Origin of the sequence: Pseudomonas sp. S36, assembly GCF_016647875.1 — a bacterium.
In the GTDB taxonomy this organism is placed as follows: Bacteria; Pseudomonadota; Gammaproteobacteria; order Pseudomonadales; family Pseudomonadaceae; genus Aquipseudomonas; species Aquipseudomonas parafulva.
In genome coordinates this window covers 31118-57361 of record NZ_JACVVG010000012.1, presented here as the reverse complement: position 1 = coordinate 57361, position 26244 = coordinate 31118, and the positions used below count along the sequence as shown (strand labels likewise).

The window sequence follows — 26244 nt, the reverse complement described above, 5'->3', positions numbered from 1 at the left end:
AGCGCCAAGCCGAAAGCGGCAAGCGGCAAGCTGCAAGTAAAAGCCAGATCGGTTATGGCCGATCTGGCTTGGGCATCGTTCGTCAATCTTTAAGCTGCAAGCTGCAACGGCACGGTCTGCCTTTACTTGCCGCTTGAAGCTTCAAGCTTGCCGCTTAATACCGGTAAGCATCAGGCTTGAATGGGCCTTCGACGGTGACGCCGATGTAGTCGGCCTGTTGCTTGGTCAGCTGGGTAACCACGCCGCCGAAGCCACGGACCATTTCCAGGGCCACTTCTTCGTCCAGCTTTTTCGGCAGTACTTCAACGGTCAGGCGCTCGGCCTTTTTCTCGGCCGAGAGGTCGGCGTACTTCTGCTCGAACAGGAAGATCTGTGCCAGTACCTGGTTGGCGAACGAGCCATCCATGATGCGGCTTGGGTGACCGGTAGCGTTGCCCAGGTTCACCAGGCGGCCTTCGGCCAGCAGGATCAGGTAGTCATCGTTCTGCGGGTCGAAGTTGCCAGCGCCGGTGCGGTGGATCTTGTGCACCTGCGGCTTGACCTCTTCCCAGGCCCAGTTCTTGCGCATGAAAGCGGTGTCGATTTCGTTGTCGAAGTGGCCGATGTTGCACACCACAGCACGCTTTTTCAGGGCCTTGAGCATGTTGGCATCACAGACGTTGACGTTACCGGTGGTGGTGACGATCAGGTCGATCTTGCCCAGCAGGGCCTTGTCGATGCTGGCTTCGGTGCCGTTGTTGATACCGTCGATGAACGGCGAAACCAGCTCGAAGCCATCCATGCAGGCCTGCATGGCGCAGATCGGGTCCACTTCGGTGACCTTGACGATCATGCCTTCCTGGCGCAGCGACTGCGCCGAACCCTTGCCCACGTCACCATAGCCGATGACCAGCGCCTGCTTGCCCGACAGCAGGTGGTCGGTGCCGCGCTTGATGGCATCGTTCAGGCTGTGACGGCAGCCGTACTTGTTGTCGTTCTTGCTCTTGGTGACCGAGTCGTTGACGTTGATGGCCGGCACTTTCAGCTCGCCTTTGGCCAGCATGTCCAGCAGGCGGTGCACGCCGGTGGTGGTCTCTTCGGTCACGCCGTGGACGTGCTCGAGCACTTGCGGGTACTTCTTGTGCAGCAGTTCGGTGAGGTCGCCACCGTCATCGAGCACCATGTTGGCGTCCCATGGCTGGCCATCCTTGAGGATGGTCTGCTCCAGGCACCACTCGTATTCCTGCTCGGTTTCGCCTTTCCAGGCGAATACAGGGATACCGGCGGCGGCGATGGACGCGGCGGCCTGGTCCTGGGTGGAGAAGATGTTGCAGGACGACCAGCGCACTTCGGCACCCAGGGCGACCAGGGTTTCGATCAGCACGGCGGTCTGGATGGTCATGTGGATGCAGCCCAGGATCTTCGCGCCCTTGAGCGGCTGTTCGGCCTGGTATTTGCGGCGCAGGCCCATCAGTGCAGGCATTTCCGATTCGGCGATGATGGTTTCGCGACGGCCCCAGGCGGCCAGGGAGATGTCGGCGACTTTGTAGTCGGTGAAACCAGCAGGCATGTTTGCAGCGCTCATCAAGAGCCTCCATTCGTAGTGTGCGAATGGGCGCCGTTGTGCGTTGAGCGTCCGCAGGAGCGGACAACGCCCCATCCGAGCCTGACAGGCCTAGCCTGCTGCAGCGCCCCTCGGACAGGTGGCGGGCATGGCCCCGCTGTGGGCAGCCATGTGAAACGGCGACGATTATAGCCGCGAGCGGCACCATCCCCAAGGTTTTCTGTCGATTAATCGAGACGATAGTCGATGTTCAATGGAGCGGCGCCGGCCGCTCTGCCATGATGGCTGCACGTAAGCCAGTGTGTTCAGGAGTACAGATGAACTTTCACACCCGCAAGTGGGTTAAACCCGAAGACCTCAACCCCAATGGCACCCTGTTCGGCGGCAGCCTGCTGCGCTGGATCGACGAAGAGGCCGCGATCTACGCCATCGTCCAGCTGGGTAACCAGCGGGTGGTGACCAAGTACATGTCGGAGATCAACTTCGTCAGCGCCTCGCGCAAGGGTGACATCATCGAGCTGGGCATCACCGCCACCGAGTTTGGCCGTACCTCCATCACCCTGCGCTGCGAAGTGCGCAACAAGATCACCCGCAAGAGCATCCTCACGGTCGAGCGCATGGTGTTCGTGAACCTGGGCGAAGATGGCCTGCCGGCGGCGCACGGGCGTACCGAGATCAAGTACGTGCAGGACCAGTTCCCCGACTCTGCGGTGGAATAGCTGGCCATCGCCGGCAAGCCGGCGATGTTCTTCAGGTCAGTTCAGGTCAGGGCTGCGCGCTGACTTTGCGTACCACGCGCCCGATGCTCAACCCCTGCACCAGAATCGACGACAACACCACGATGTAGGTAATCGACAGCAGCAGGTCACGTTCCTCGCCCAGCGGCAGCGACAGCGCCAGGGCCACGGATACCCCGCCGCGCAGGCCGCCCCAGGTCAGCACCCGCACCGTGCCCTTGGGTACCGGGCGCCAGCGGCGCAGCAGGACGATCGCCGGTGCCACGGTGAGCAACCGCGACAGCAGCACCGCCAGTGCCAGCACGCTGCCAGCCGCCAGGTGCATCCAGTTGAACGGCAACAGCAGCAGCTCCAGGCCGATCAGGGCGAACAGCAGCGCATTGAGCATGTCGTCGATCAGTTCCCAGAAGCCGTCCATGTAGCGGCGGGTCATGTCGTTCATCGCCAGGTTGCGCCCCAGGTTGCCGATGATCAGGCCCGCGACGACCATGGCGATCGGTGCCGACACGTGCAGTTCGTAGCACATGGCCGAGCCGCCAATCACCAGCGCCAGGGTCAGCATCACCTCCACCTGGTACTGCTCGACGCTCTTGATCATGCGGTAGGTGGCGTAGCCGATCAGGCCGCCGAACAGCACGCCGCCGATGGCCTCGCGGGCGAACAGGATCGCCGTGTCGCCCATGCTCGGCGTTTCGCCCAGCTGAATGATGCCCAGCAGCACGGTGAACACCACCACGGCCGTGCCGTCGTTGAACAGCGACTCGCCCACGATGGTGGTCTTGAGCGGCTTGGGTGCATTGGCGGTACGCAGCGCACCCAGCACGGCGATAGGGTCTGTGGGGGAGATCAGTGCACCGAACAGCAGGCAGTAGATCAGCGGTACCTGCCAGCCGAACAGGGCGAACACCCAGTGTGACAGGTAGCCGATCACCACGGTGGCGATCAGCACGCCGACGGTGGCCAGCAGGCCGATGGGCCAGCGGTAGTTGCGCAGGTCGGAGAGGTTGACGTGCAGGGCGCCGGCAAACAGCAGAAACGCCAGCATCCAGTGCATCAGCAGGTCATTGAAGTCGATCTGGTTCATCAGCCCTTCGACGCGGGCTTCCAGGCCAGGGAAGCCGATGAGGCTCAGGCCCTGCAGCAGCAGTGAGAACAGCAGCGCCGTCACCATCACGCCGATGGCGGGGGGCAGGCCGATGAAACGATAATTGACGTACGTAAGCAGGGTGGTCAGGCAGATAAACGCGGCAACTAATTCGAGCATCCCAATTCCTGTAAAAGTGGCTTCCAAGTCTTTACCCGAATGGCTCGGGCAGTTCTTTGATGACCTGGCGAGGGGTTCGGGACACAGGGTTTGACCGGATTGCTGGAAAACGTTCCAGGCCGTGGCCCCATTGCTCTATGGTCATCGGCTGTGCAAGCGTGAGGACACGGGCTGCCTCGAAGAACCTTTTAGCGGGCCGGCACTCCTAGCTTGCGGGCGGGTGCTGGCCCGCAAGCTGGTGATGAAGCTCTGAACCGACAACTGAACGAGGAACCCTGTCCATGACCGTTGCCCTGTGGTGCATCCTGATCGCGATGATCCTGCCGCCGCTCTGCGCGCTGATCGCCAAACTTGCCAGTGGCCGTTTCGGCGCGAAGCACAACCATGACCCGCGTGCCTTCCTTGACACCCTGTCCGGCCTGCCGCGCCGCGCGCACGCCGCGCAGCAGAACGGCTACGAGGCGTTTCCGGCGTTCGCCGCCGCGGTGCTGGTGGCTGACATCGTCGGCAATGCCGAGCAGGTCACCCAGGACGTGCTGGGGGTGATGTACATCACCAGCCGCTTGCTCTACATCATCTGCTACCTGGCCGACTGGGCAATATTACGTTCGCTGGTGTGGTTCGCGGGCCTGGCGATCATCGTGGCGTTTTTCGTGGTCTCTGCCTGACGCCAGGCGCGCTGGGTGTCACGGCACCTTGGGTACTTCTGGCAACGGCATGCCTTTGGGCCACAGCATCCAGATCTGCCCTTGCTGCTTCATGTTGCCAGCCAGCTCGCCTGCCGCTGGCCCGGTCCCCCAGAACAGGTCTGCGCGTACTTCGCCGGTGATGGCCCCGCCGGTATCCTGGGCGCCCACCGGCCGTACCACGGGGCTGCCGTCAGGGCGTGTGGTGGATAGCCACAGCAGGCTGCCCAGGGGGATCACCTTGCGGTCGATGGCCACGCTGTACCCTGCAGTCAACGGCACGTTCAGCGAGCCGCGCGGGCCTTCATTGCTGTCCGGGCGGGTGCTGAAAAACACGTAGCTGGGGTTGCTGGCCAGCAGTTCAGGCACACGCTGCGGGTTGGCCTGGGCCCAGGCATGGATGGCGCCCATGCTCACGTCTTCCTTTTTCAACTGGCCCTGTTCCACCAGCCAGCGGCCAATGGGGCGGTAGGGGTGGCCGTTCTGGTCGGCATAGCCCAGGCGCAGCTGGCGGCCATCCTCCAGTTGCACCCTGCCGGAACCCTGTATCTGCAGGAACTGCAGGTCCATCGGGTCGGTGAGCCAGGCCAGTACCGGTGCTTTCACGCCGTCCCGGTTGATCACCTCGGCGGTGTCGTAGGGCTTGAGTACCCGGCCGTCCAGGCGCCCGCGCAGGCGCTTGCCCTTGAGCTCGGGGTAGATGCTGGCCAGGTCCACCACGATCATGTCGTCCGGCGGCCCATACACAGCCACATGGTTGGTGGCCGACGGGCTCAGGCTACCGGGGTAGACTGGCTCGTAGTAGCCGGTGATCAGGCCGTTGGCGCTGTTTTCGGCAGAGCGCAGGCCATACACCTGCAGGTTCTGTTCAAGGAATGTACGCACCTGGGCAGCGCTTGCGCTGTCGCTGCCGGCGGCTTCGCAGGTGGCTGCCCACACCGGGTCACGCCTGAGTTTTTCACAGCCGCTGCGCCAGGCATAAAAGCCCGCCAGCAAGTCTTCATCGCTGACGGCAGGCAGGTCTTGCCAAGTGGCTGGGGCGTAGGTGGCGATGGCGTGGGGTTCGGGTTTTGCGTTGTCGCCGCCATTGCAACCGGCCAGCAGGGCCAGTACCGGGAGCGTCCAGGCCAGGTGGCGCAGGGCATGTGTCATGGGTTGCATTCCTAGAGAGGGCGAACATGAATATTCGCCCTGTTTTTCATGTGGCTATTGGTGTTTGTGCCTGGCAACGCGATACTGCACGCCCATTTGCCGAGGCCGAAGTGAGCGTGATGTACAAGCGATTGACGGTAGTAGTGCTGGTAACCCTGGCCATGGGCGGTTGCGATCGGGTTGACCCGAACTCGCCTTTGGGCCAGCGCAAGGTGATTTTCAAGGACATGATGAAAACCAGCGAAGACCTGGGCGGCATGCTGCGGGGGCGCTTGCCGTTCAACAGCGAAAAGTTCGCTGCCGGCGCGGTGCAGCTGGATGAACTGGCCCACAAGCCGTGGCAGCACTTTCCGCAGGTGCGCGACGATGCCGCCGACAGCAGCGCCCGGGCCGAGGTATGGGAGCGCCAGGCACGTTTCCATGACCTGGCCAGGCAGTTGGAACACGCCACTGGCGAACTGGTGGCCGTTACCCGCGCCCAGCCCCTGGAAGCAGCGCCGCTCAAAGCGCCGATGGACAAGGTGGAGGCGGCGTGCAAGGCCTGTCATACCGAGTTTCGTAACCACTGATTGCCCGCGCCTGCTCAGGGGCCTGGGCGGGCGGCGCATGCTGGCGTCGCCCGCTGTCAGCGGTCCAGGTCGTCTACCGCTTCCTGCAGTTCTTTGCGCGACTCGGCCAACTTGTCTTTACGCTTGTTGATCTTTTCTGCGTCGCCCTTTTTCTCGGCCTTTTTCAGGTCTTTTTCCCGCTGGGCCACTTCGTGGCGCGCATCGAGCACCTTTTGCTCACGCTCTTTTCGCAGGCTGGCGTCGGTGCAGTTGGCAACGCCGCGCAGGGCTTCTTCCAGCCCGGCAACCTGGCCGCTGTTGCCTTGGTCGCGGGCGATCTTCAACTGGTTCTCGATGGCGCTGCGCTTGGCGGCGCAACCGGTCAGGCCTGCATCGGGCTGGGCTGCCTGCAGGTTGCTGGCGGCCAGGCCAAGGGTGGCGAGCAGGATGAAAGTTGAAGCGCGTTTCATGAAAAGCCTCCAGGACGGGGCGTAGTAGCGAAAAAGTAAGACGGAAATCCTGCCTTGGTTTTGCGGATTAAGAAACCCTAACCGGAAATTTCACTGCAACTATCGGGTTTTTCCGACGGGGAAATTGGTAAGAATTCATTGCTTGGTGGTGGAGCGCGGGGCTTTGACGAAGAATTCGGTTGGGGGCGCAGCGTGTTCGCCTTGAGGGATGCAGCGCTTGTGAAATCGAGCGCCGCCCGCGCGGCGCATCGCGAGCTGCGCTCGCTCCTACGTTTGTTTCGGGCCAATTAGGCCTGTGTCATTGGCGCGCGGACGCCTTGGCGCATGTCGCGGTACCGTGCGCACCCACCAGGCGGTCGCGCGCGCCTGCCGTATGTGTTACTGGCCGGAAACAAATGTAGGAGCGAGCGCAGCTCGCGATGCGCCGTGCGGGCGGCGCTCGGTCCCCCAGGCGCCGAATACCTACAGCCAGGCCCAGCGCGAAAAAGCCCCTGCCGATCGCTCGACAGGGGCCCTGATGTTCGCCAACGATCGGTTACAGGCCGGCAGCGTCACGCAGCGACTGGGCGCGGTCGGTGCGTTCCCAGGTGAAGGTGGTGAAGGTGTCGTCGCCGACAGTCTTCTGCTGTGGGGTGCGGCCGAAGTGGCCGTAGGCAGCGGTTTCCTGGTACATGGGGTGCAGCAGGTCGAGCATGGTGGTGATGGCGTACGGGCGCAGGTCGAAGCACTCGCGCACCAGCTGGATGATCTTGTCGTCCGATACCTTGCCGGTACCGAAGGTATTGATCGAGATCGACGTCGGTTGCGCCACGCCGATGGCGTAGGACACCTGAATCTCGCAGCGCTCGGCCAGCCCGGCCGCCACGATGTTCTTGGCCACGTAGCGGCCGGCGTAGGCGGCGGAACGGTCGACCTTGGATGGGTCCTTGCCGGAGAACGCGCCACCACCGTGGCGGGCCATGCCGCCATAGGAGTCGACGATGATCTTGCGCCCGGTCAGGCCGCAGTCACCCACCGGGCCACCGATGATGAAGTTGCCGGTGGGGTTGATGTGGTATTGGGTACCCTTGTGCAGCAGTTCGGCCGGCAGGGTGTGCTTGACGATCAGCTCCATCACCGCTTCCTGCAGGTCTTTCTGCGACACCTCAGGGTTGTGCTGGGTCGACAGCACCACGGCGTCGATGCCCACCACCTTTCCGTTTTCGTAGCGGCAGGTGACCTGGGACTTGGCGTCCGGGCGCAGCCACGGCAGCAGGCCAGACTTGCGCGCTTCGGCCTGGCGCTCTACCAGACGGTGCGAGAAGCAGATAGGCGCCGGCATCAGCACCTCGGTTTCATTGCTGGCATAGCCGAACATCAGGCCCTGGTCGCCAGCACCCTGGTCTTCAGGCTTGGAGCGGTCCACGCCCTGGGCGATGTCCACCGACTGCTTGCCGATGATGTTCATCACCGCGCAGGTGGCACCGTCGAAGCCCACGTCGGAGCTGTTGTAGCCGATGTCGATGATGACCTTGCGCACCAGGTCCTCGAGGTCGACCCAGGCCGAGGTGGTCACTTCGCCGGCGATGATCGCCACGCCGGTTTTTACCAGCGTTTCACAGGCTACGCGGGCGTATTTGTCCTGGGCGATGATCGCGTCCAGAACGGCGTCCGAAATCTGGTCGGCGATCTTGTCCGGATGCCCTTCGGACACGGACTCGGAGGTGAAAAGGGAGTATTCGCTCATCTCGAGGGTTCCTGAAATTTACCGATGGTGTATGTCGCCAGCCGTCCGCTGGAAATGACGAACCTGGATCTGGAAACCATTGCGCAGGCCTACGTACAGGCTGTCTGCGTGGGCCAGCCCGGCCGCATGGGCCCAGCGGGCCAGGTCGTCCTGTTCGAAGCCAAGCCACAGGTCGCCGCAGGCTTCGCGCGCCCACCCCTGGTCATGGCTGCACAGCTCGGTGACCAGCAGGCTGCCGCCTGCCTTCACCCGCTTGGCCAGCTGGCGCAACGCCAGGGCCGGGTCGCTGAAGTGGTGCAGCACCATGTTCAGCACAACGCAGTCGGCGGCCACATCCGTTGCACACAGTGCATCGGCCAACTGCAGGTTTACGTTACCCAGCCCTTCGCGCTGGCACACCTGGCGCGCCAGTTCGAGCATGGTCGGGCTGTTGTCCAGTGCCGTGACCTGGGCGAAGCGCCGTGCCAGGTCGGGGAGAAACCCGCCATCGCCGGGGCCGACTTCCAGGGCGCTGGCACCGGGTTGGAAGTGCAGCTTGTCGAGCAGCGCCAGGAGGCTCTCGCGGTATTGCGGCAGCCCTGCGATCAGGTCTTGCTGGGCACGGAATTTTTCTTCCACGCGCAGGAAAAAGTCCTGGCTGGTGGCGGCGCGGCGCTGCTGCACCTGGGCAATACGCGCCTGAACATCGGCGGGCAGGGCCAGGTCATCGACCTCGTCGAGCAACGCCGCATGCAGGCGCCCGCCCAGGCGCAGGCTGTCGGGCAGGGCGCGGCGATAAAAGATGGCATTGCCTTCGCGACGGGTGGCCACCAGGTCGGCCTGGGCCAGCACCTTGAGGTGGTGGCTCATGCCCGACTGGCCTATGCCGAAGATCTGCGCAAGTTCCAGCACGCCGAAGGAGTCGTTGGCCAGTGCCCGCAGCACATTCAGGCGCAGCTCATCGCCACTGGCCTTGCACAGGGCGGCCAGTGTTTCGCGTTGTTCCGGGATGGCGTGCGCGGGGACATTCATGGTGCGGCAGTCTAGACAGGCAGCGCTGCCCTAGCAAGGCCAATATCAAAAAGTTTTGATATTGGGGGTGAGCTGCAAGCGGCAAGCTTCAAGCTGCAAGCTGCAAGCTGCAAGCTTGAGAGCGGGCTGAATCGGGCTCTGCTTCATCGCTTGCAGCTTAAAGCTTGCCGCTTGAAGCTCAAAGCGTGCCGCTTGCAGCTTTAAAGTTTGCCCCAAGCCCCCACAGTGGGCGAAAATGGCTGCCTTTCTTGTGTCACTCCCTATTCAAGCCCCCAGGAGATCAGCGATGCCCAGCCGTCGTGAACGTGCCAACGCCATTCGTGCCCTCAGCATGGATGCCGTGCAAAAGGCCAACAGCGGCCACCCAGGTGCCCCCATGGGCATGGCGGATATCGCCGAAGTACTTTGGCGCGACTACCTCAAGCACAACCCGAGCAACCCCAAGTTCGCCGACCGTGACCGCTTCGTGCTGTCCAACGGCCATGGCTCGATGCTTGTCTATTCGCTGCTGCACCTGACCGGCTACGACCTGTCGATCGACGACCTCAAGGGTTTCCGTCAACTGCACAGCCGCACCCCGGGTCACCCGGAATACGGCTACACCCCAGGCGTTGAAACCACCACCGGCCCACTGGGCCAGGGTATTGCCAACGCCGTAGGCTTCGCCCTGGCTGAAAAAGTCATGGCCGCGCAGTTCAACCGTGACGGCCACACCATCGTTGACCACAACACCTATGTGTTCATGGGCGACGGCTGCATGATGGAAGGCATCTCCCACGAAGTGGCGTCGCTTGCCGGCACCCTGGGCCTGAACAAGCTCATCGCCTTCTATGATGACAACGGCATTTCCATCGACGGCGAAGTGCACGGCTGGTTCACCGACAACACCCCGGCCCGTTTCGAAGCCTACAACTGGCAGGTGATCCGCAACGTCAACGGCCACGATGCCGAAGAAATCAAGATGGCCATCGAGACGGCGCGCAAAAGCGACCGCCCGACCCTCATCTGCTGCAAGACCACCATCGGCTTCGGTTCGCCGAACAAGCAGGGCAAGGAAGAATCCCACGGTGCGCCGCTGGGCAACGACGAAATCGCCCTGACCCGCCAGGCCCTGAACTGGAACCACGGCCCGTTCGAAATCCCGGCCGACATTTATGCCGAATGGGACGCCAAGGCCAATGGTGCCAAGGTGGAAGCCGAGTGGGACCAGCGCTTCGACGCCTACGCCAAGGCCTACCCGGAGCTGGCAGCCGAATTCAAGCGCCGTAGCGCCGGCGAACTGCCAGCCGACTTCAGCGAGAAGGCCCAGGCCTACGTCAACGAAGTGGCGGCCAAGGGTGAAACCATCGCCAGCCGCAAGGCCAGCCAGAATGCACTGAATGCCTTCGGCCCGCTGCTGCCGGAATTCCTCGGTGGCTCGGCTGACCTGGCCGGCTCCAACCTGACCCTGTGGAAGGGTTGCAAAGGTGTGGAAGCGGCCGATGCCAGCGGCAACTACGTGTTCTACGGCGTACGCGAGTTCGGCATGACTGCCATCATGAACGGCGTGGCCCTGCACGGCGGCCTGGTGCCTTACGGCGCCACCTTCCTGATGTTCATGGAATACGCCCGCAACGCCGTGCGCATGTCCGCACTGATGAAGCAGCGTGTTATCCACGTGTACACCCACGACTCCATCGGCCTGGGCGAAGATGGCCCGACCCACCAGCCGATCGAGCAGCTCACCAGCCTGCGCACTACCCCGAACCTGGACACCTGGCGCCCCGCCGATGCCGTGGAATCGGCAGTCAGCTGGAAAAACGCCCTGGAACGCAAGGACGGCCCATCGGCGCTGATCTTCTCGCGCCAGAACCTGCAGCACCAGGAGCGCGACGCCCAGCAGATCGCTAACATCAGCCGTGGTGGCTACGTGCTCAAGGACTGCGCCGGCGAGCCGGAAGTGATCCTGATCGCCACCGGTTCCGAAGTGGGCCTGGCTGTTCAGGCGCATGCCAAGCTGACCGAGCAGGGCCGCAAGGCGCGCGTGGTATCCATGCCATGCACCAGCGTATTCGACGCCCAGGATGCCGCCTACAAACAGTCCGTGCTGCCGCTTGAAGTGGGTGCGCGCATTGCCATCGAGGCTGCCCACGCGGACTTCTGGTACAAGTACGTGGGCCTGGAAGGCCGCGTCATCGGCATGACCACCTATGGTGAGTCGGCCCCGGCGTCGGCACTGTTCGAAGAATTCGGCTTCACCGTGGAAAACATCCTGGGTACTGCCGAAGAACTGCTGGAAGACTGATGTAACGGTCTGCGGGCGGTGTCGCCTGCATTGGCGGGCAAGCCCGCCCTCACTGGGTTGCATGTGCATCCAGTGGGGGCGGGCTTGCCTGCGAATGCCACACCGCAATGCCCGCAGGCTGACGAAAACAACATTGTCTCGTGAGCCCCGAATGCCCCACCTGCGTCCCTACAAAGTTGCACTCAACGGTTACGGCCGTATCGGCCGTTGTGTTCTGCGCGCGCTGTTCGAGCGTGGGGCGCGGGCCGGTTTCGACATCGTTGCGCTCAACGACCTGGCCGATCAGGCCAGCCTCGAATACCTCACTCGCTTCGACTCCACCCATGGCCGGTTCCCCGGCGAGGTCAGGGTCGATGGCGATTGCCTGCACATCAATGGCGACTGCGTGAAGGTGATGCGCAGCGCCACGCCGGAGGGCATCGACTGGGCGGCCCTTGGCATCGACCTGGTGCTGGAATGCTCCGGCGCCTATCACACCCGGGCCGACGGCCAGCGCTTTCTGGATGCCGGCGCGCCGCGGGTGTTGTTCTCGCAGCCCATGGCCAGCGAGGCCGATGTGGATGCCACGGTGGTGTACGGCATCAACCAGGCGTGCCTGACAGGCAGCGAACGCCTGGTGTCCAATGCCTCCTGCACCACCAACTGTGGCGTGCCGCTGTTGCGGGTACTGGACCAGGCGTTTGGCATCGAGTACGTGCAGATCACCACCATTCACTCGGCCATGAACGACCAGCCTGTGATCGACGCCTACCACCACGAAGACTTGCGCCGCACGCGCTCGGCCTTCCAGTCGGTGATCCCGGTGTCCACCGGTTTGGCGCGCGGTATCGAACGCCTGCTACCGGAACTTGCCGGGCGAATCCAGGCCAAAGCGGTACGCGTGCCCACGGTCAACGTGTCGTGCCTGGACATCACCCTGCACACCGCCCGCGACACCACGGCGGCCGAGGTCAACAGGGTGCTGCGCGAGGCCGCGCTGGAAGGCCCGCTCAAGGGCCTGCTGGCCTATACCGAGCTGCCGCACGCCAGTTGTGATTTCAACCATGACCCGCATTCGGCCATTGTCGATGCCAGCCAGACCCGCGTTTCCGGCCCCCGGCTGGTCAACCTGCTGGCCTGGTTCGACAACGAATGGGGGTTTGCAAACCGTATGCTCGACGTTGCCGACCACTTCCTGCACGTCGTTCACCCAACCCGCAACAAACAGCCCTGAAGGACTGCATTCATGACCGTGTTGAAGATGACCGACCTCGACCTGAAAGGTAAGCGCGTACTGATTCGCGAAGACCTCAACGTGCCTGTGAAGGACGGTGTGGTAACCAGCGACGCGCGTATCCAGGCCGCACTGCCGACCATCAAGCTGGCCCTGGAGAAGGGCGCAGCGGTCATGGTCTGCTCCCACCTGGGGCGCCCCACCGAGGGCGAGTTCTCTGCCGAGAACAGCCTCAAGCCGGTTGCCGACTACCTGAGCAAGGCCCTTGGCCGCGATGTGCCGCTGGTTGCCGAGTACCTGAACGGTGTGCAGGTCGATGCCGGTGACCTGGTGCTGTTCGAGAACGTGCGCTTCAACAAAGGCGAGAAAAAGAACGCCGACGAGCTGGCGCAGCAGTACGCGGCCCTGTGCGATGTCTTCGTCATGGACGCGTTTGGCACCGCTCACCGTGCCGAAGGGTCGACCCATGGCGTTGCCAAGTTTGCCCAGGTTGCCGCCGCCGGCCCGCTGCTGGCGGCAGAGCTGGATGCCCTGGGCAAGGCACTGAAGGCCCCGGCCAAGCCGATGGCGGCCATTGTCGCCGGCTCCAAGGTGTCCACCAAGCTGGACGTGCTGAACAGCCTGAGCACCGTATGCGACCAGCTGATCGTGGGTGGCGGCATTGCCAACACCTTCCTGGCCGCTGCCGGGCACCCGGTGGGCAAGTCGCTGTACGAGCCGGACCTGGTCGAAACCGCCAAGGCCATCGCAGCGAAGGTAAGCGTGCCGCTGCCAGTTGACGTGGTGGTCGCCAAGGAATTCGCTGAAAGCGCCGAAGCCACCGTCAAGGCCATTGCCGACGTTGCCGCCGACGACATGATCCTGGACATCGGCCCGCAGACGGCTGCCCAGTTCGCCGAACTGCTGAAGTCGTCGAAAACCGTGTTGTGGAACGGCCCGGTTGGTGTGTTCGAATTCGACCAGTTCGGCAACGGCACCCAGGTGCTGGCCAAGGCCATCGCCGACAGCGCTGCGTTCTCCATTGCCGGTGGCGGTGATACCCTGGCAGCCATCGGCAAGTATGGTGTCAGCCAGGATATCTCCTACATTTCTACCGGTGGCGGCGCGTTCCTCGAGTTTGTCGAGGGCAAGGTGCTACCAGCCGTGGCGATTCTGGAAGAGCGGGCCAAGGCCTGATGATCTCGTCGTCTGGCAAAGGGAGTGGCCTCATGGTCAAGCAATTGCCTGTCATGCTGTTGGCCGGCCTGCTGAGCGCCTGCTCTGGCAGCCCGGCGTCGCAGGACGACCCGGCGCAGCCGCCCAAAGGCGGCTGCTACCAGTCCGAGTGGCAAGCCGAGACGGTGCCGGTGATCAGCAAGCGCGTGGGCCCCGACGGTTTGGAAAAGTACGACGAGGAACACCAGCGCAAGGCGCCAGGCTGCCCTTGATCGGGTGCCTGGCAACCTGAAGGCAGCTTTGTGGTCTTGTGAGTGGGCCCGCCCGCTTACGCGCTTTATGTGGCAGCCGGCTTGTCAACGCAACGAAGCGCGCTGACGGGGTGCAAGGTAGCCCAAACCGAGGAAACAGAATGAAAGCGTTTCTGGCCGTAACGGCCCTGGCAACCCTGGCAGGTTGCTCGCTGCTCAAGCCAGCGCAACCTGCCCCGGCAGACAACTGGACCCGCTGGGTCTGCGATACACAAACCGAAGTGCTGTGGCGCTTCGCCGACCCGCAGCAGGACCAGGTTGATGTCCGTCTGGGCGGCGGTGACCAGGTCTACCGCCTGAAGGCCGAGCCGGGTGCCTCGGGTGCGCTGTACAGTGACGGCATGCTGGCCTTCCACACCAAGGGTGATGAGGGCCTGGTGTACTGGGTGGCGACCAACGATCTGATTGGGCGGGGCTGCAAGGCACCGTGACTGGCCGGGCCGCAAGGTGGCCCACACAACTTGAACAGCAACCGCCCCTGCGGCAGGCTTGCACGAAACAACGACGCTTGTCGGGAGAGAGATACACAATGGCACTCATTAGCATGCGCCAGATGCTGGACCACGCCGCCGAGTTCGGTTACGGCGTACCGGCTTTCAACGTCAACAACCTCGAGCAGATGCGCGCCATCATGGAAGCGGCCGATAAAACCGACTCCCCGGTGATCGTGCAGGCCTCCGCCGGTGCTCGCAAGTACGCCGGTGCGCCTTTCCTGCGCCACCTGATCCTGGCGGCCATCGAAGAATTCCCGCACATCCCGGTGTGCATGCACCAAGACCACGGCACCAGCCCCGACGTATGCCAACGCTCCATCCAGCTGGGCTTCAGCTCGGTGATGATGGACGGCTCGCTGGGCGAAGACGGTAAAACCCCGACTGACTACGAGTACAACGTTCGCGTCACCCAGCAGACCGTTGCCATGGCCCACGCCTGCGGCGTATCGGTTGAAGGCGAACTGGGCTGCCTGGGCTCGCTGGAAACCGGCATGGCCGGTGAAGAAGACGGCATCGGTGCCGAAGGCGTGCTGGATCACAGCCAGATGCTGACCGACCCGGAAGAAGCGGCCGACTTCGTCAAGAAAACCCAGGTAGACGCCCTGGCCATCGCCATCGGCACCAGCCACGGCGCCTACAAGTTCACCAAGCCGCCCACCGGTGACGTGCTGGCCATCGACCGCATCAAGGAAATCCACAAGCGCATCCCCAATACCCACCTGGTGATGCACGGTTCTTCCTCGGTACCGCAGGAGTGGCTGGCGATCATCAACCAGTACGGCGGCGACATCAAGGAAACCTACGGCGTGCCGGTCGAAGAGATCGTCGAAGGCATCAAGTACGGTGTGCGCAAGGTGAACATCGACACCGACCTGCGTTTGGCATCCACCGGTGCGATTCGTCGCCACATGGCGGTCAACCCAAGCGAATTCGACCCTCGCAAGTTCTTTGCCGAAACCGTGAAGGCCATGCGCGACGTGTGCATCGCCCGTTACGAAGCCTTCGGCACTGCCGGCCATGCCTCCAAGATCAAGCCGATCTCCCTGGAAGGCATGTTCCAGCGCTACGCCAAAGGTGAACTGGTGGCCAAGGTCAACTAAGCCATTGACGATTGAAAAACCCGCAGCGATGCGGGTTTTTTTTGCCCTCAGAAAAGGCATGCCGCGCTTTAGGGCGCCGATTATGTCGGCGAGATGACTGCCGTTCGTCTACCTTGATCTCAACGGGTGATAGCTTTCTGATTGCAGTGCGTGCTATCGGCGTGCGTCTGGAGTACAACTGGATCAGGCAGTATTTTTGAAGTCGGTCACAAAATAGAGAAGCAGCATGGATGGCGCTCAACTCCAACACCTGTCACAGGATGGCAGCTCGGTTCTTCTGGTCGTCGATGATTACCCCGAGAACCTCATCAGTATGCGGGCCCTGCTGGCCCGTCACGATTGGCAAGTGCTGACCGCCGCTTCCGGGCTGGAGGCCTTGAATGCACTGTTGGCAAACGACGTAGACCTGGTTTTGCTGGATGTACACATGCCGGAGATGGACGGCTTTGAAGTCGCACGCCTCATGCGCAGCAACCATCGCACGCGCTTCACCCCGATCATATTCCTCACCGCCAATGAGCAGTCCGAGGAGGCGGTGCTGAAGGGGTACGCCAGCGGCGCTGTGGACTACATGTTCAAGCCGTTCGACCCCAAGATCCTCAAACCCAAGGTGCAGGCCCTGCTCGACCAGCAACGCAACCGGCGTATGTTGCAGGGGCTGACCCGTGAGCTGGAGGCGGCGCGGGCATTCAATGCGTCCATTCTGGATAACGCTGCCGAAGGCATTCTGGTGGTGGACGAGCAAGGCATCATCCGCTTTGCCAACCCCGCCATCTGCCGCCTGCTCTCGGCGCCGGTGCAGCAACTGCAGGGGGCCTACCTGTTGGGGCTGGTGCAACTGGCCAGCGCCACGTTGTGGCAGGAGTCGGAGTTCTACCAGGCCTACCTGGCCCGGCGCATCTTCCGCGTGCACGATGCCCAGCTGCGCCGGTTGGGCGGTGAGCTGCTGCCGGTCGCCTTGTCGTGCGCGCCACTGCCAGCTGACCAGCAGGCCATGGTGGTGACCGTGCTGGACATGTCGGCGGTGCACAACCTGCACCAGCAACTTGAGTACCAGGCCATCACCGACCCGCTCACCGGGCTGCTGAACCGGCGCGGGTTCTACCAGGCTGCCGAAAGCGCGCTGCTGCGCAACGAACGTTCGGACCGGGCCAAGGCACTGATGTACATGGACCTGGACGGCTTCAAGCGCATCAACGACTCGCTCGGCCACGATGCCGGTGACCGCGTGCTGCGCTGGGTGGCCGACCAGCTCAAGGACTGCCTGGGCAATGAGGCGCTGCTGGCGCGCATGGGTGGAGACGAGTTCACTGCCTTGTTCGACGGCCTGCCCTACCCGGAGCAGGCTGGGCGCTATGCTGAACGTTTGCTCGAACGCATTTCCATCAGCCATCAGGTGGATGGGCTGGATGTTTGCCTTGGGGTCAGTATCGGCATCGCCACGTACCCGGACTGCGGAGCGAATGTAGAAGGCCTGCTGCGTGCAGGCGATGCGGCCATGTACGCGGCCAAGCAGCAGGGGCGCCAGCAATACCGCTTCTACGATGAGGAACTCAATGGGCGGGCGCGGTCGCGGCTGATGCTGGAGGACGGCGTGCGCTCGGCCATCGAGCAGCAGGACTTCACCCTGGTCTACCAGCCGCAAGTGGCGTTCGCCGACGGCCGCCTGCGTGGCTTCGAAGCCTTGTTGCGCTGGCAGCACCCCAGTGTCGGTGACGTACCCCCGGGCCTGTTCATACCCCTGCTGGAAGAAGCCCGTCTGATCAATCGGCTGGCCAGCTGGATCTACGGGCAGAGCGCGGCCCAGCGCAAGGCCTGGTACGCGCATTTTCCCGAGGAGCTGGTACTTGGCATCAGCCTGAGCCGCGCTCAGTTTGCCGCGCCTGGGTTGGTGGACGAGCTGGAGCGGGTGATCCAGCGTTACCAGCTGCAACCGGCACACTTGGAAGTGGAAGTGGCAGAAACGTCCCTGATGTACAACATTGACGCTGCTGTTAAACAGATCGACCGGCTGCGCACGCTGGGTGTGCGGGTGGCCCTGGATGACTTTGGCGCAGGCGACTGCTCGCTGCGCATGCTGCGTGACTTGCCCATCGATACCCTCAAGCTCGATCGGCACCTGGTGGCGCGCCTGCCGGATTCGGCGGTGGATGCGTCGCTGGCGCGCAGTGTGCTGGGCCTGTGCGCCGACTACGGCATAACGGTGATCGCCGAAGGCGTGGAAACCCAGGCCCAGGCTGATTGGTTGAAGGCCAGTGGCTGCGCCTATGTGCAGGGTTTTCTGGTGGCGCACCCGATGACCGCCACCGACGCCGGCAGCTTCCCGGCGATTTTCCCCTGGCCAGCGATGTGATTGGCTAGAATCGCCATTCGTTTCGCCAACTGTGTTGCCATGAACGCCTTACGTTACTTGCAAGCTTACCCCCCGCACCTGCAGCAGCAGGTGCGGCAGATGATCGATACTGACCGCCTGGGCGAGTACCTGCAGCGGCGCTACCCCGACCGCCACGATGTGCAAAATGACAAGGCGTTGTACGGCTATGCCCAGGAGTTGCGCCAACGCTACCTGCGCACCGCCCCACCCCTGGACAAGGTGCTGTTCGACAACCGCCTGGACCTCACCCACCGGGCGCTGGGCCTTAACACTGCGGTGTCGCGGGTGCAGGGGGGCAAGCTCAAGGCCAAGAAGGAAATCCGCATCGCGTCGCTGTTCAAGGAAGCCGCGCCGCAGTTTCTGCGCATGATCGTGGTGCACGAGCTGGCGCACCTGCGCGAGCGCGACCATAACAAGGCCTTCTACCAGCTGTGCCAGCACATGGAGCCGGACTACCACCAACTGGAACTCGACCTGCGCATCTACCTGACGTACCGGGAACTGCCAGGCAACTGTTAAGGACCACGCAGCATGGAAGTGAGCAAGACCAAGAGCAGCTTCTACCGCCGCCTGTACGTGGCCTGGCTGATCGACAGCCAGACCGCGACCAGCGTGCCCGCCCTGATGGAGGCGACCGGCATGCCGCGGCGCACCGCCCAGGACACCATTGCCGCACTGGCCGACCTGGACATCGCCTGCGTTTTTGAACAGCAGGCAGGGGCGCGTAACCATGCCGGGCACTACCGTATACAGGACTGGGGAGCGATTGACCGGCAGTGGATTGGCCGCCATTTACAGCAGTTGCGCGAGGTGCTGGGTTACCCCTGAACGGCATGCGCCGCACAGCACTTGGCACATGAAAAATCCAGGCGTCGGCCAGAATAGAGGCTAAATGACACTATTGGCCGCTGCCCTCGCCAGGCGCTTTGTGTAAGCTCAGCCGCAGTGTGCCCCTCCACGGCGAAAGGACTTGAACATGCGGCCATTGCTTTGTGTGCTCGGGTTGTTGGCAATGACAGTGGCGCTGCCCGCCACCGCACACGGCAAACTGCGTCTGGTGGCGGACCGCTGGCCGCCGTTCACCGATGCCAGCTTGCCCGGTGGGGGGCTGGCAACCAGTATCGTCACCACTGCGCTGGCCCGGGCCGGCTATAGCAGCGGCTTCGAAGAAGTGCCCTGGTCGCGGGCGCTGCTGGGCGTGAGCGAGGGGCGTTACGACGTGCTGATCAATGCCTGGTACAACGACGCGCGCACCCAAAGCGGGCTGTTTTCAAAAGCCTACCTCACCAACCGCATTCGACTGCTGGAACGCAAGGGCAGCAGTTTTCGCTATCAGCGCATGGCCGACCTGTACCCCTATAGCATCGCCGTGGTTCGCGACTACGCCTATTCGGCCGAGTTCGACAGCGATCCACGCCTGCACAAGGTCCCTGTAAGCACCTTTTCGTCAGCTGTGCGCATGCTAGCGGCAGGGCGGGTGAGCCTGGCGATAGAGGACGAGTACGTGGCCCGGTATCACCTGCAGCGCGAACCCGAACAGGTGCGCGACACCGTTACCCTGGTGGAGCCGCCGCTTGCCGAAAACACCTTGCACATCCTGGTCAGCCTCAAGCACCCCGAGCACACGCGCATTGTCGCCCGGTTCGAGCGGGCGATCGCGGCGATGAAAGCGGACGGCAGTTACGAGCAACTGCTTCACCGATACGGGTTATGACCCCCGTCAAAGGGCCGGTGCATCTTTCTTCATCAAGTGTGCAGCCAGGGTGCGCAACGGCCCCAACTGGCGGCAGATCAACGCCAGTTGGGTTTGCACCAGCCTTTGGTGCTCATCCACGTCATCGGGCATCTGCTCCAGGGCATTGGCCAGGGCCTCTTCGGCATCGCTGTGAATGTCTACCGGCAACCCCGCCGACAGGCCATTGGCGATTTCGTCGAGGCTGTTGGCCAGGCTGCCACCTGCGCCTTCGATCAGTTGCTCCTGCACTTCGGCCGGCAGGGCTGTGTCGCGGTGGGCGCCCAGCCCGGAGAGGTAGCTGAGCAACGTGTGGGACAGCACCAGGAAGCGGAAGCCCACGTCCGCTTCCTTGCGGAAGTGCCCAGGCTCCATCAGCATGTTGGCCAGGGTGGTGGACAGCGCTGCATCGGCGTTGTGGGCGTTGCGCCGTGCCAGGCGATACGCCAGGTCATCGCGCTTACCGTAGGCGTACTGCTGCATGATCTGGCGCAGGTACACGCTGGCGCAGGCCAGGGTGTTGGCCAGCGCTTTGTTCAGCCGCCGCCCCTGCCAGTCGGGCAGGAACAGGAATACCGCCATGATGGCGATCAGGCTGCCCACCAGGGTGTCGAACAGGCGCGGCAGGAACAAACCATAACCGTCGCCGATCTGGTTGAAGCAGAACAGCACCATCAGGGTGATCGCGGCAGTGGCCAGGGTATAGCGGGTGGTACGGTTGACGAAGAACACCACCCCGGCCACCACGGCGAACAACGACTGGATGACCGGGTTGGGGAACAGGTCGAACAGCGCCCAGCCGACGGTCAGGCCAACGGCAGTCCCGATGATCCGCTGCACCAGCTTGCGCCGTGTTGCACCGTAGCTGGGCTGGCACACGAACAGGGTGGTGAGGATGATCCAGTAGCCCTGGGTAGGGTGAATGAGGTGCACCATGCCGTAGCCGATCGACAGCGCCAGCGGCAGGCGCAGCGCATGGCGGAACACCAGGGACGTGGGCGTCAGTTGCGTGCGCAGCCGCTTCCACACGTCCTTGAGGGTGCGCGGCGAGCGGTCCAGCAGGCTGCTGTCGCTGGCGTCCGCCAGGCTGTCCGGGTTGCTGGCCGCACTGAGCAGGCGGTCCAGCGTGGCCAGGTTAGCCGCCAGCGCCCGCAGTGAGCGCAGCAGCCCGCGCCAGGCCGGGTTGTTCTGGTTGCGCAGGTACTCCAGCGACGCATTGAGGTCTTCGAGTGCCTCGGCAAAGCCGCTGGCCAGCACGAACGGCTGGCGCAGGCGTATCGAGCGGGCCAGCTCCTGGCAGGACGAGCCTTGTTTGCGCAGCAGCCGCTGGCAGCGGAACATCACGTCGCTGTGGAAAAACGCCTCGGTCAGGGCGTTGTAAGGGTAGTGCGAGGCGCTGACCCTTTCGTGGATGTCCTGCGCCAGGAAATACAGCTTGAGGTAGCGGCTGACCTTGGAGTTGGGCTGGCTGTTGCCCACCCGGTGCAGGATGATTTCCTTGGCGGCGTTCAGCGCCGCCACTACCTTGCCGTTCTGCTGGGCCAGTTCCAGGCGGCGGGCCTCTACATCCAGGGTGCGGATGGGCTCGAACAGGCTGGCCTTGAGCTTGAGGTAGGTGCCTAGCTCGAAATACAGCTTGGCCAGGCTTTGCTGCACCGGCTGGTTGGAAAACAACGCCTGCCACAGCACGGACAGCAGCCCATACCAGGCGGCGCCGGCCACCAGCAGCATGGGCTCGTGCCAGAAGTCCGTCACCATGCCACCGCGCTGGTCCACCCCGATCATGGTGTAGACGGCGGTAATCAAGGTGGCAGAGGCAATAGCGCCATAACGCTCGCCCAGCGCGCCCAGCATGGTCAGCGCGAACGCGGCCAGGGCGAGTGCGGTAACGAACAGCAAGGGGTAGGGGAACAACAGTTCTACGGCCAGGGCGGCAATGGCAAAGCACACCAGGGTGACGGCCAGGGCGCTCAGGCGGCCCTGCCAGCTGTCGTCGGTCTCGGCCAGGGCGCTGGCGATGATGCCGAGGAACAGCGGGATCAGCAGGCCCATTTCGTTCTGGTGCCAGCACAAGGCCAGGCTGCCGGTGAGGGCGATGGTTACCCGGATGCTGTAGCTGAACTTATCCTGGCCCCACAGGCGACGCAGTGACTGACGCAACGAGCTCGATGACATGATGGCCTGCTAGGCAGTGATCGAATGAATGCATTGAGCACGGACCAGCAAGAAGCGTTCCGTGCTGCGCAATGAATTCTACTCTACACGAACTGCGCTGCGGCATTGGCCGAGGCCCAGGCCCACTGGAAATTGAAACCGCCCAAGTGGCCGGTCACATCCAGCACTTCGCCAATGAAGTACAGCCCCGGGCTCTTGAGCGATTCCATGGTCTTGGACGACACCTCGCGGGTGTCCACCCCGCCCAGGGTTACTTCGGCGGTGCGGTAACCCTCGGTACCGGCCGGCACCACCTGCCAGTGGGCCAGCGTGTCGGCGATGTGCTGCAGCTCGGCCGGGGTGTACTGCTTCATGGGCCTTGAGCTGAACCACTGCTCGGCCAGCAGGGTGGCCAGCTTGCGGGTGAACACCTCGCCCAGCACCGTCTTGAGTTCGGCGTTGGCGCGTTCGGCCTGCATCTGTTGCAGCCAGCCCAGTGCATCGCGGTCGGGCAGCAGGTTGATCTCGACGGTGTCGCCGGCTTCCCAGAACGATGAAACCTGCAGGATGGCGGGGCCACTCAGGCCACGGTGGGTGAACAGCAGGTTCTCGCGGAAGCTGCTGCCGTTGCAGCTGGCTGTGCAATCCAGCGAGGTGCCGGACAGTTCCGTGCACATGGCCTTAAGTTGCGGCTCGGTGATGGTGAACGGCACCAGGCCGGCGCGGGTGGGCAGCAGCGTGTGGCCGAACTGGCGCGCCACCTGGTAGCCAAACCCGGTGGCACCCAGCGTGGGGATGGACAGGCCACCCGTGGCGATCACCAGCGACTGGCAGGCGAAAGTGCCGCCGCTGGTTTGCAGCCGGTAGCCGCTGTCGGTTTTCTCGACCTGCTCGATGCTGGTGTGCATGCGGATTTCAGCACCGGCTTCATCGCACTCGGCCAGCAGCATGTCGAGGATGTCGCTGGCCTTGTTGTCGCAGAACAGCTGGCCGAGCTTTTTCTCGTGGTACGCCACGCCATGCTTGCAGACCAGCTCGATGAAGTCCCACTGGGTGTAGCGGGCCAAGGCTGATTTGCAGAAGTGCGCGTTGTGCGAAAGGAAGTTGCCCGGCTCGGTGTACAGGTTGGTGAAGTTGCAGCGCCCGCCGCCGGACATGAGGATCTTTTTGCCGGGCTTGTTGGCGTGGTCGAGGACCAGCACCTTGCGGCCACGGCGGGCGCTGAGCTGGGCACACATCAAGCCGGCGGCGCCGGCGCCGAGAATGATTACATCGGTGGAGTGCACGTTCTGAACCTTCAGATTTGAAATGCTGAGCCCTGTGGGGCCTTACAAAATACGGACTTTCAGGGACCGCCCCTTGATCTTGCCGCTGTTGAGCCGCTGCATGGCCTGCTTGGCCAGTGCCCGTTCCACGGCAACGAATGCCTGGAAGTCGAAAATGGCGATTTTGCCCACCTGCTTGCCCGGGATGCCCGCATCCCCCGTCAGGGCGCCCAGAATGTCGCCCGGGCGCAGCTTGTCCTTGCGTCCCGCGGCGATGCACAGGGTGCTCATGACTGGCAGCAGCGGCTCGCCGCCCTTGTTCTTCAGGCTGTCCAACGGGTCCCAGCGCAACGGGCTGTTCTGCAAGGCTTCGATGGCCTGGGCCCGGTGGCCCTCGGCCGGCGCTACCAGGCTGACGGCAATGCCCTTCTCGCCGGCACGGCCGGTGCGGCCCACCCGGTGCACGTGGATCTCGGCGTCGCGGGCCAGTTCCACGTTGATGACCATGTCCAGGCCGTCGATGTCCAGGCCGCGGGCTGCCACGTCGGTGGCCACCAGGACCGAGCTGCTGCGGTTGGCGAACATGGTCAGCACCTGGTCGCGGTCACGTTGCTCCAGGTCGCCGTGCAGCGCCTGGGCGACGATGCCCTTGGCGGTGAGGTGGGCGACCACATCCTCGCATTGCTGCTTGGTGAAGCAGAAGGCCACGCAGGACTGCGGGCGATAGTGGCCCAGCACGCGGGTCACCGCCTCCAGGCGCTGCTGGGGGTCGATCTCGATGAAGCGCTGTTCGATCTGGTTGTCGGTGTGCAGGCTCTCGACCTTCACCTGCTGCGGGTCACGCATGAACTCTGCCGCCAGTTGCTTGATGCCGGCCGGGTAGGTGGCCGAGAACAGCAGGGTCTGGCGACGTGCCGGGGTCTTGCCGATGATGCTGGCGATGGCATCGAAGAAGCCCATGTCCAGCATGCGGTCGGCTTCGTCCAGCACCAGTGTGTTGAGCCCGCTGAGCACCAGGGTGCCTTTGTCGAGGTGTTGCTGGATACGCCCCGGCGTGCCGACGATGATGTGCGCGCCATGCTCCAGCGAAGCGATCTGCGGGCCCAGGGACACCCCGCCGCACAGGGTGAGGATCTTGATGTTGTCCTCGGCCCGCGCCAGGCGGCGCAGCTCTTTGGCCACTTGGTCAGCCAGCTCGCGGGTGGGGCACAGCACCAAGGCCTGGCAGCCAAAATAGCGCGGGTTGATGGGGTTGAGCAGGCCGATGCCGAAGGCGGCGGTCTTGCCGCTGCCAGTCTTGGCCTGGGCGATCAGGTCCTTGCCTTTGAGAATGACCGGCAGGCTCTGGGCCTGGATGGGCGTCATCGAGGCATAGCCAAGGGCGTCCAGGTTGGCCAGCATGGCGGAAGACAGCGGCAATGTGGCAAAGGCGGTGGAGTCGGTGGTCACGAGGCGGGCCTGCGGTGCGAAGCGAAAAATGCCGCACAGTCTACCAGCCTCGATGCCATTCCCCCTAAGACTCCATGTGCTGTTCCGGACGACGGGCACGCCTTCCGTCCGTGGGTGCCAGCTGCAGGAAAATCGCCGCAGCCAGCATGGCCATGACGCCGATGGTGAAGAACGTCAGCTGGAAGGCGCCAAGGGTGGTTTCAACGCCTTCGGCGCTGCCCGCCGCCGTGAACCCGCCCAGCAACGCGCCAGCACAGGCAACGCCCAGGCTCAGCGACAACTGTGCCACCACCGACAGCAGGCTGTTGCCGCTGCTGGCGCTGGCGTCGTCGAGGTCGATCAGCGTTACCGTGTTCATGGCGGTGAACTGCAGGGAGTTCACCGCCCCCAGCAGGCCCAATTGCACCAGCAGCAGCCAGTACGGCGTCTGCTCGTCTACCAGGCCCAGGCCGGCCAGCAGCAGCCCCAGCAGCAACGTGTTGCCGGTGAGGATGATGCGGTAGCCCAGGCGCTCGATCAGCGGCCGCGCGATGGACTTGGCGAGCATGGCGGCGGCGGCCAGCGGGATCATGCTCATGCCGGCCTGGGCCGGCGAGTAGCCAAGCGCCACCTGCAGCAGCAACGGCACCAGAAACGGCAGGGCACCGCTGCCCAGGCGGGCGAACAGGTTGCCGAGGATGCCGATGGCGAAGGTGCGTACGCGGAACAGGCTGGGTGAGAACAACGGCTCCGGGTCGCGCCCGGCGCGCAGCCAGTACGCCGCCAGGCAGGCCATGCCGGCGAACAGCAGCAGCATCACCCGCAGGTGGGGCAGGTGCAGCTCGCCCAGGCCTTCCATGGCGATGGTGATCAGCACCATCGCTGCGCCAAACAGCACAAAGCCCGGGCCGTCGAAGGTGGTGCGCTCAGCGCCGCGCAGGTCGGGGATGAATTTCCATACCGCATAGCAGCCAATCAGGCCCACCGGCAGGTTGAGCAAGAAGATCCAGTGCCAGCTCAGGATTTCCACCAGCCAGCCGCCCACCGTGGGGCCAAGCAACGGGCCGAGCAGGCCGGGGATGGTGATGAAGCTCATGATCCGCACCAGCTCGGTGCGCGGGTATGCGCGCAGCACCACCAGCCGGCCAACCGGCAGCATCAGCGCCCCGCCCAGCCCCTGCACGATGCGCGCGAAAATCAGGAAGCCCAGGCTGTTGGCGACTGCGCACAGCAGCGAACCGAAGCTGAACAGCAAGATGGCACTGAAGAAGATGCGCTTGGTGCCGAAGCGGTCGGCGATCCAGCCCGAAGCCGGGATCAGCAGGGCGACGGTGAGCATGTACGAGATGATCACCCCCTGCATGCGCAGGGGGTCTTCGGCCAGGGACCGGGCCATGGCTGGCAGCGCGGTGTTGAGGATGGTGCCGTCCAGCGACTGCATGAAGAAGGCAATGGCCACCACCCACGGGATCCAGCGGGCGGTGACAGGGTCCAGCGGGGTGCGTTCGGGCATGACGTCCTCGTTTGTCGTTACCGGCCTCGTCGCGGGGCTGTGGCGCACGCCCGTGTGGCGGTGGGCTTGCCCGCGATGAGGCCG

Annotated in this window: 23 protein-coding genes and 1 riboswitch; of the genes, 13 read left to right on the top strand and 10 right to left on the bottom strand. The window is 63.7% G+C overall.

What is annotated here, in order from left to right:
- Positions 1–154: 154 nt before the first annotated feature.
- Positions 155–1564: an adenosylhomocysteinase gene (gene ahcY, locus IAE36_RS09330; protein WP_201211988.1), complete on the bottom strand. Its 1410-nt coding sequence runs from the start codon at positions 1562–1564 to the stop codon at positions 155–157.
- Positions 1565–1585: 21 nt separating this feature from the next.
- Positions 1586–1682: riboswitch (S-adenosyl-L-homocysteine riboswitch) on the bottom strand.
- A 178-nt stretch (positions 1683–1860) separates the two neighbouring features.
- On the opposite strand from ahcY, the gene IAE36_RS09325 reads away from it, so the two are divergent.
- Positions 1861–2262: an acyl-CoA thioesterase gene (locus IAE36_RS09325; protein ID WP_028631907.1), complete on the top strand. Its 402-nt coding sequence runs from the start codon at positions 1861–1863 to the stop codon at positions 2260–2262.
- 46 nt (positions 2263–2308) lie between these two features.
- Here the strand turns inward: IAE36_RS09325 and IAE36_RS09320 are convergent, their stop codons facing one another.
- Complete coding sequence (locus IAE36_RS09320) at positions 2309–3544, bottom strand: cation:proton antiporter (RefSeq protein ID WP_028631906.1); 1236 nt, start codon at positions 3542–3544, stop codon at positions 2309–2311.
- 281 nt (positions 3545–3825) lie between these two features.
- Here IAE36_RS09320 and IAE36_RS09315 point away from each other — a divergent pair, with 281 nt between their 5' ends.
- Positions 3826–4212, top strand: a complete 387-nt coding sequence (locus tag IAE36_RS09315; protein ID WP_028631905.1) for an MAPEG family protein — start codon at positions 3826–3828, stop codon at positions 4210–4212.
- A gap of 18 nt (positions 4213–4230) precedes the next feature.
- Here IAE36_RS09315 and mltA read toward each other — a convergent pair whose 3' ends face one another.
- Positions 4231–5382, bottom strand: coding sequence for a murein transglycosylase A (gene mltA / locus IAE36_RS09310; RefSeq protein WP_201211986.1), 1152 nt, complete (start codon positions 5380–5382; stop codon positions 4231–4233).
- A 119-nt stretch (positions 5383–5501) separates the two neighbouring features.
- Between mltA and IAE36_RS09305 the strand changes: the two genes are divergently transcribed.
- Positions 5502–5951: a c-type cytochrome gene (locus IAE36_RS09305; RefSeq protein WP_201212048.1), complete on the top strand. Its 450-nt coding sequence runs from the start codon at positions 5502–5504 to the stop codon at positions 5949–5951.
- A 56-nt stretch (positions 5952–6007) separates the two neighbouring features.
- On the opposite strand, the gene IAE36_RS09300 is transcribed toward IAE36_RS09305, so the two are convergent.
- The 3 genes from IAE36_RS09300 to IAE36_RS09290 form a co-directional block, all read right to left on the bottom strand.
- Complete coding sequence (locus tag IAE36_RS09300; RefSeq protein ID WP_028631902.1) at positions 6008–6400, bottom strand: DUF1090 domain-containing protein; 393 nt, start codon at positions 6398–6400, stop codon at positions 6008–6010.
- A gap of 535 nt (positions 6401–6935) precedes the next feature.
- Positions 6936–8126, bottom strand: a complete 1191-nt coding sequence (gene metK / locus IAE36_RS09295; protein ID WP_003249375.1) for a methionine adenosyltransferase — start codon at positions 8124–8126, stop codon at positions 6936–6938.
- A gap of 18 nt (positions 8127–8144) precedes the next feature.
- Complete coding sequence (locus IAE36_RS09290) at positions 8145–9137, bottom strand: ArsR/SmtB family transcription factor (RefSeq protein ID WP_028631901.1); 993 nt, start codon at positions 9135–9137, stop codon at positions 8145–8147.
- A gap of 286 nt (positions 9138–9423) precedes the next feature.
- Between IAE36_RS09290 and tkt the strand changes: the two genes are divergently transcribed.
- The 10 genes from tkt (at position 9424) to IAE36_RS09240 (ending at position 19782) form a co-directional block, all read left to right on the top strand.
- The gene (gene tkt, locus IAE36_RS09285) at positions 9424–11421 is read left to right on the top strand and encodes a transketolase (RefSeq protein ID WP_201211984.1); all 1998 of its coding nucleotides are present in this window, start codon (positions 9424–9426) and stop codon (positions 11419–11421) included.
- Between the two features lie 151 nt (positions 11422–11572).
- Complete coding sequence (gene epd / locus IAE36_RS09280; protein ID WP_028631899.1) at positions 11573–12634, top strand: erythrose-4-phosphate dehydrogenase; 1062 nt, start codon at positions 11573–11575, stop codon at positions 12632–12634.
- A gap of 12 nt (positions 12635–12646) precedes the next feature.
- On the top strand, positions 12647–13810 hold the full coding sequence (locus IAE36_RS09275; RefSeq protein ID WP_201211982.1) for a phosphoglycerate kinase: 1164 nt from the start codon (positions 12647–12649) through the stop codon (positions 13808–13810).
- Entirely contained in the window at positions 13810–14061 is a 252-nt protein-coding gene (locus tag IAE36_RS09270; RefSeq protein WP_201211980.1) for a hypothetical protein, read from the top strand. Before IAE36_RS09275 ends, IAE36_RS09270 begins: the two co-directional genes overlap by 1 nt.
- A gap of 140 nt (positions 14062–14201) precedes the next feature.
- Entirely contained in the window at positions 14202–14531 is a 330-nt protein-coding gene (locus IAE36_RS09265) for an MliC family protein (protein ID WP_028631896.1), read from the top strand.
- Between the two features lie 98 nt (positions 14532–14629).
- Positions 14630–15694, top strand: a complete 1065-nt coding sequence (gene fba / locus IAE36_RS09260) for a class II fructose-bisphosphate aldolase (protein WP_028631895.1) — start codon at positions 14630–14632, stop codon at positions 15692–15694.
- 226 nt (positions 15695–15920) lie between these two features.
- The gene (locus tag IAE36_RS09255) at positions 15921–18047 is read left to right on the top strand and encodes a putative bifunctional diguanylate cyclase/phosphodiesterase (protein ID WP_201211977.1); all 2127 of its coding nucleotides are present in this window, start codon (positions 15921–15923) and stop codon (positions 18045–18047) included.
- A 39-nt stretch (positions 18048–18086) separates the two neighbouring features.
- Positions 18087–18587, top strand: a complete 501-nt coding sequence (locus tag IAE36_RS09250; protein ID WP_201211975.1) for a M48 metallopeptidase family protein — start codon at positions 18087–18089, stop codon at positions 18585–18587.
- 12 nt (positions 18588–18599) lie between these two features.
- Positions 18600–18896, top strand: coding sequence for a winged helix-turn-helix domain-containing protein (locus tag IAE36_RS09245; RefSeq protein WP_201211973.1), 297 nt, complete (start codon positions 18600–18602; stop codon positions 18894–18896).
- 148 nt (positions 18897–19044) lie between these two features.
- The gene (locus IAE36_RS09240; protein ID WP_028631891.1) at positions 19045–19782 is read left to right on the top strand and encodes a substrate-binding periplasmic protein; all 738 of its coding nucleotides are present in this window, start codon (positions 19045–19047) and stop codon (positions 19780–19782) included.
- Between the two features lie 6 nt (positions 19783–19788).
- On the opposite strand, the gene yccS is transcribed toward IAE36_RS09240, so the two are convergent.
- The 4 genes from yccS to mdtD all read right to left on the bottom strand — a co-directional run bounded on the left by yccS (position 19789) and on the right by mdtD (position 26160).
- Positions 19789–21975, bottom strand: a complete 2187-nt coding sequence (gene yccS, locus IAE36_RS09235) for a YccS family putative transporter (protein WP_028631890.1) — start codon at positions 21973–21975, stop codon at positions 19789–19791.
- A gap of 83 nt (positions 21976–22058) precedes the next feature.
- Positions 22059–23240, bottom strand: coding sequence for an NAD(P)/FAD-dependent oxidoreductase (locus tag IAE36_RS09230; RefSeq protein ID WP_201211971.1), 1182 nt, complete (start codon positions 23238–23240; stop codon positions 22059–22061).
- 42 nt (positions 23241–23282) lie between these two features.
- On the bottom strand, positions 23283–24620 hold the full coding sequence (dbpA, locus tag IAE36_RS09225; RefSeq protein WP_236408764.1) for an ATP-dependent RNA helicase DbpA: 1338 nt from the start codon (positions 24618–24620) through the stop codon (positions 23283–23285).
- A 112-nt stretch (positions 24621–24732) separates the two neighbouring features.
- The gene (mdtD, locus tag IAE36_RS09220; protein WP_028631887.1) at positions 24733–26160 is read right to left on the bottom strand and encodes a multidrug transporter subunit MdtD; all 1428 of its coding nucleotides are present in this window, start codon (positions 26158–26160) and stop codon (positions 24733–24735) included.
- Between the last annotated feature and the right edge of the window lie 84 nt (positions 26161–26244).

What these genes read in the sequence shown, in the direction of transcription:
- epd (WP_028631899.1), top strand. Translation starts at nt 11,573, where the DNA reads ATGCCCCACCTGCGTCCCTACAAAGTTGCACTCAACGGTTACGGCCGT.
- IAE36_RS09275 (WP_201211982.1), top strand. Translation starts at nt 12,647, where the DNA reads ATGACCGTGTTGAAGATGACCGACCTCGACCTGAAAGGTAAGCGCGTA.
- IAE36_RS09305 (WP_201212048.1), top strand. Translation starts at nt 5,502, where the DNA reads ATGTACAAGCGATTGACGGTAGTAGTGCTGGTAACCCTGGCCATGGGC.
- IAE36_RS09265 (WP_028631896.1), top strand. Translation starts at nt 14,202, where the DNA reads ATGAAAGCGTTTCTGGCCGTAACGGCCCTGGCAACCCTGGCAGGTTGC.
- mdtD (WP_028631887.1), bottom strand. Translation starts at nt 26,160, where the DNA reads ATGCCCGAACGCACCCCGCTGGACCCTGTCACCGCCCGCTGGATCCCG.
- IAE36_RS09315 (WP_028631905.1), top strand. Translation starts at nt 3,826, where the DNA reads ATGACCGTTGCCCTGTGGTGCATCCTGATCGCGATGATCCTGCCGCCG.
- IAE36_RS09290 (WP_028631901.1), bottom strand. Translation starts at nt 9,137, where the DNA reads ATGAATGTCCCCGCGCACGCCATCCCGGAACAACGCGAAACACTGGCC.
- yccS (WP_028631890.1), bottom strand. Translation starts at nt 21,975, where the DNA reads ATGTCATCGAGCTCGTTGCGTCAGTCACTGCGTCGCCTGTGGGGCCAG.
- metK (WP_003249375.1), bottom strand. Translation starts at nt 8,126, where the DNA reads ATGAGCGAATACTCCCTTTTCACCTCCGAGTCCGTGTCCGAAGGGCAT.
- IAE36_RS09245 (WP_201211973.1), top strand. Translation starts at nt 18,600, where the DNA reads ATGGAAGTGAGCAAGACCAAGAGCAGCTTCTACCGCCGCCTGTACGTG.
- IAE36_RS09255 (WP_201211977.1), top strand. Translation starts at nt 15,921, where the DNA reads ATGGATGGCGCTCAACTCCAACACCTGTCACAGGATGGCAGCTCGGTT.
- IAE36_RS09320 (WP_028631906.1), bottom strand. Translation starts at nt 3,544, where the DNA reads ATGCTCGAATTAGTTGCCGCGTTTATCTGCCTGACCACCCTGCTTACG.
- IAE36_RS09325 (WP_028631907.1), top strand. Translation starts at nt 1,861, where the DNA reads ATGAACTTTCACACCCGCAAGTGGGTTAAACCCGAAGACCTCAACCCC.
- dbpA (WP_236408764.1), bottom strand. Translation starts at nt 24,620, where the DNA reads ATGCTGGCCAACCTGGACGCCCTTGGCTATGCCTCGATGACGCCCATC.
- mltA (WP_201211986.1), bottom strand. Translation starts at nt 5,382, where the DNA reads ATGACACATGCCCTGCGCCACCTGGCCTGGACGCTCCCGGTACTGGCC.
- IAE36_RS09240 (WP_028631891.1), top strand. Translation starts at nt 19,045, where the DNA reads ATGCGGCCATTGCTTTGTGTGCTCGGGTTGTTGGCAATGACAGTGGCG.
- ahcY (WP_201211988.1), bottom strand. Translation starts at nt 1,564, where the DNA reads ATGAGCGCTGCAAACATGCCTGCTGGTTTCACCGACTACAAAGTCGCC.
- IAE36_RS09300 (WP_028631902.1), bottom strand. Translation starts at nt 6,400, where the DNA reads ATGAAACGCGCTTCAACTTTCATCCTGCTCGCCACCCTTGGCCTGGCC.
- fba (WP_028631895.1), top strand. Translation starts at nt 14,630, where the DNA reads ATGGCACTCATTAGCATGCGCCAGATGCTGGACCACGCCGCCGAGTTC.
- IAE36_RS09270 (WP_201211980.1), top strand. Translation starts at nt 13,810, where the DNA reads ATGATCTCGTCGTCTGGCAAAGGGAGTGGCCTCATGGTCAAGCAATTG.
- IAE36_RS09250 (WP_201211975.1), top strand. Translation starts at nt 18,087, where the DNA reads ATGAACGCCTTACGTTACTTGCAAGCTTACCCCCCGCACCTGCAGCAG.
- tkt (WP_201211984.1), top strand. Translation starts at nt 9,424, where the DNA reads ATGCCCAGCCGTCGTGAACGTGCCAACGCCATTCGTGCCCTCAGCATG.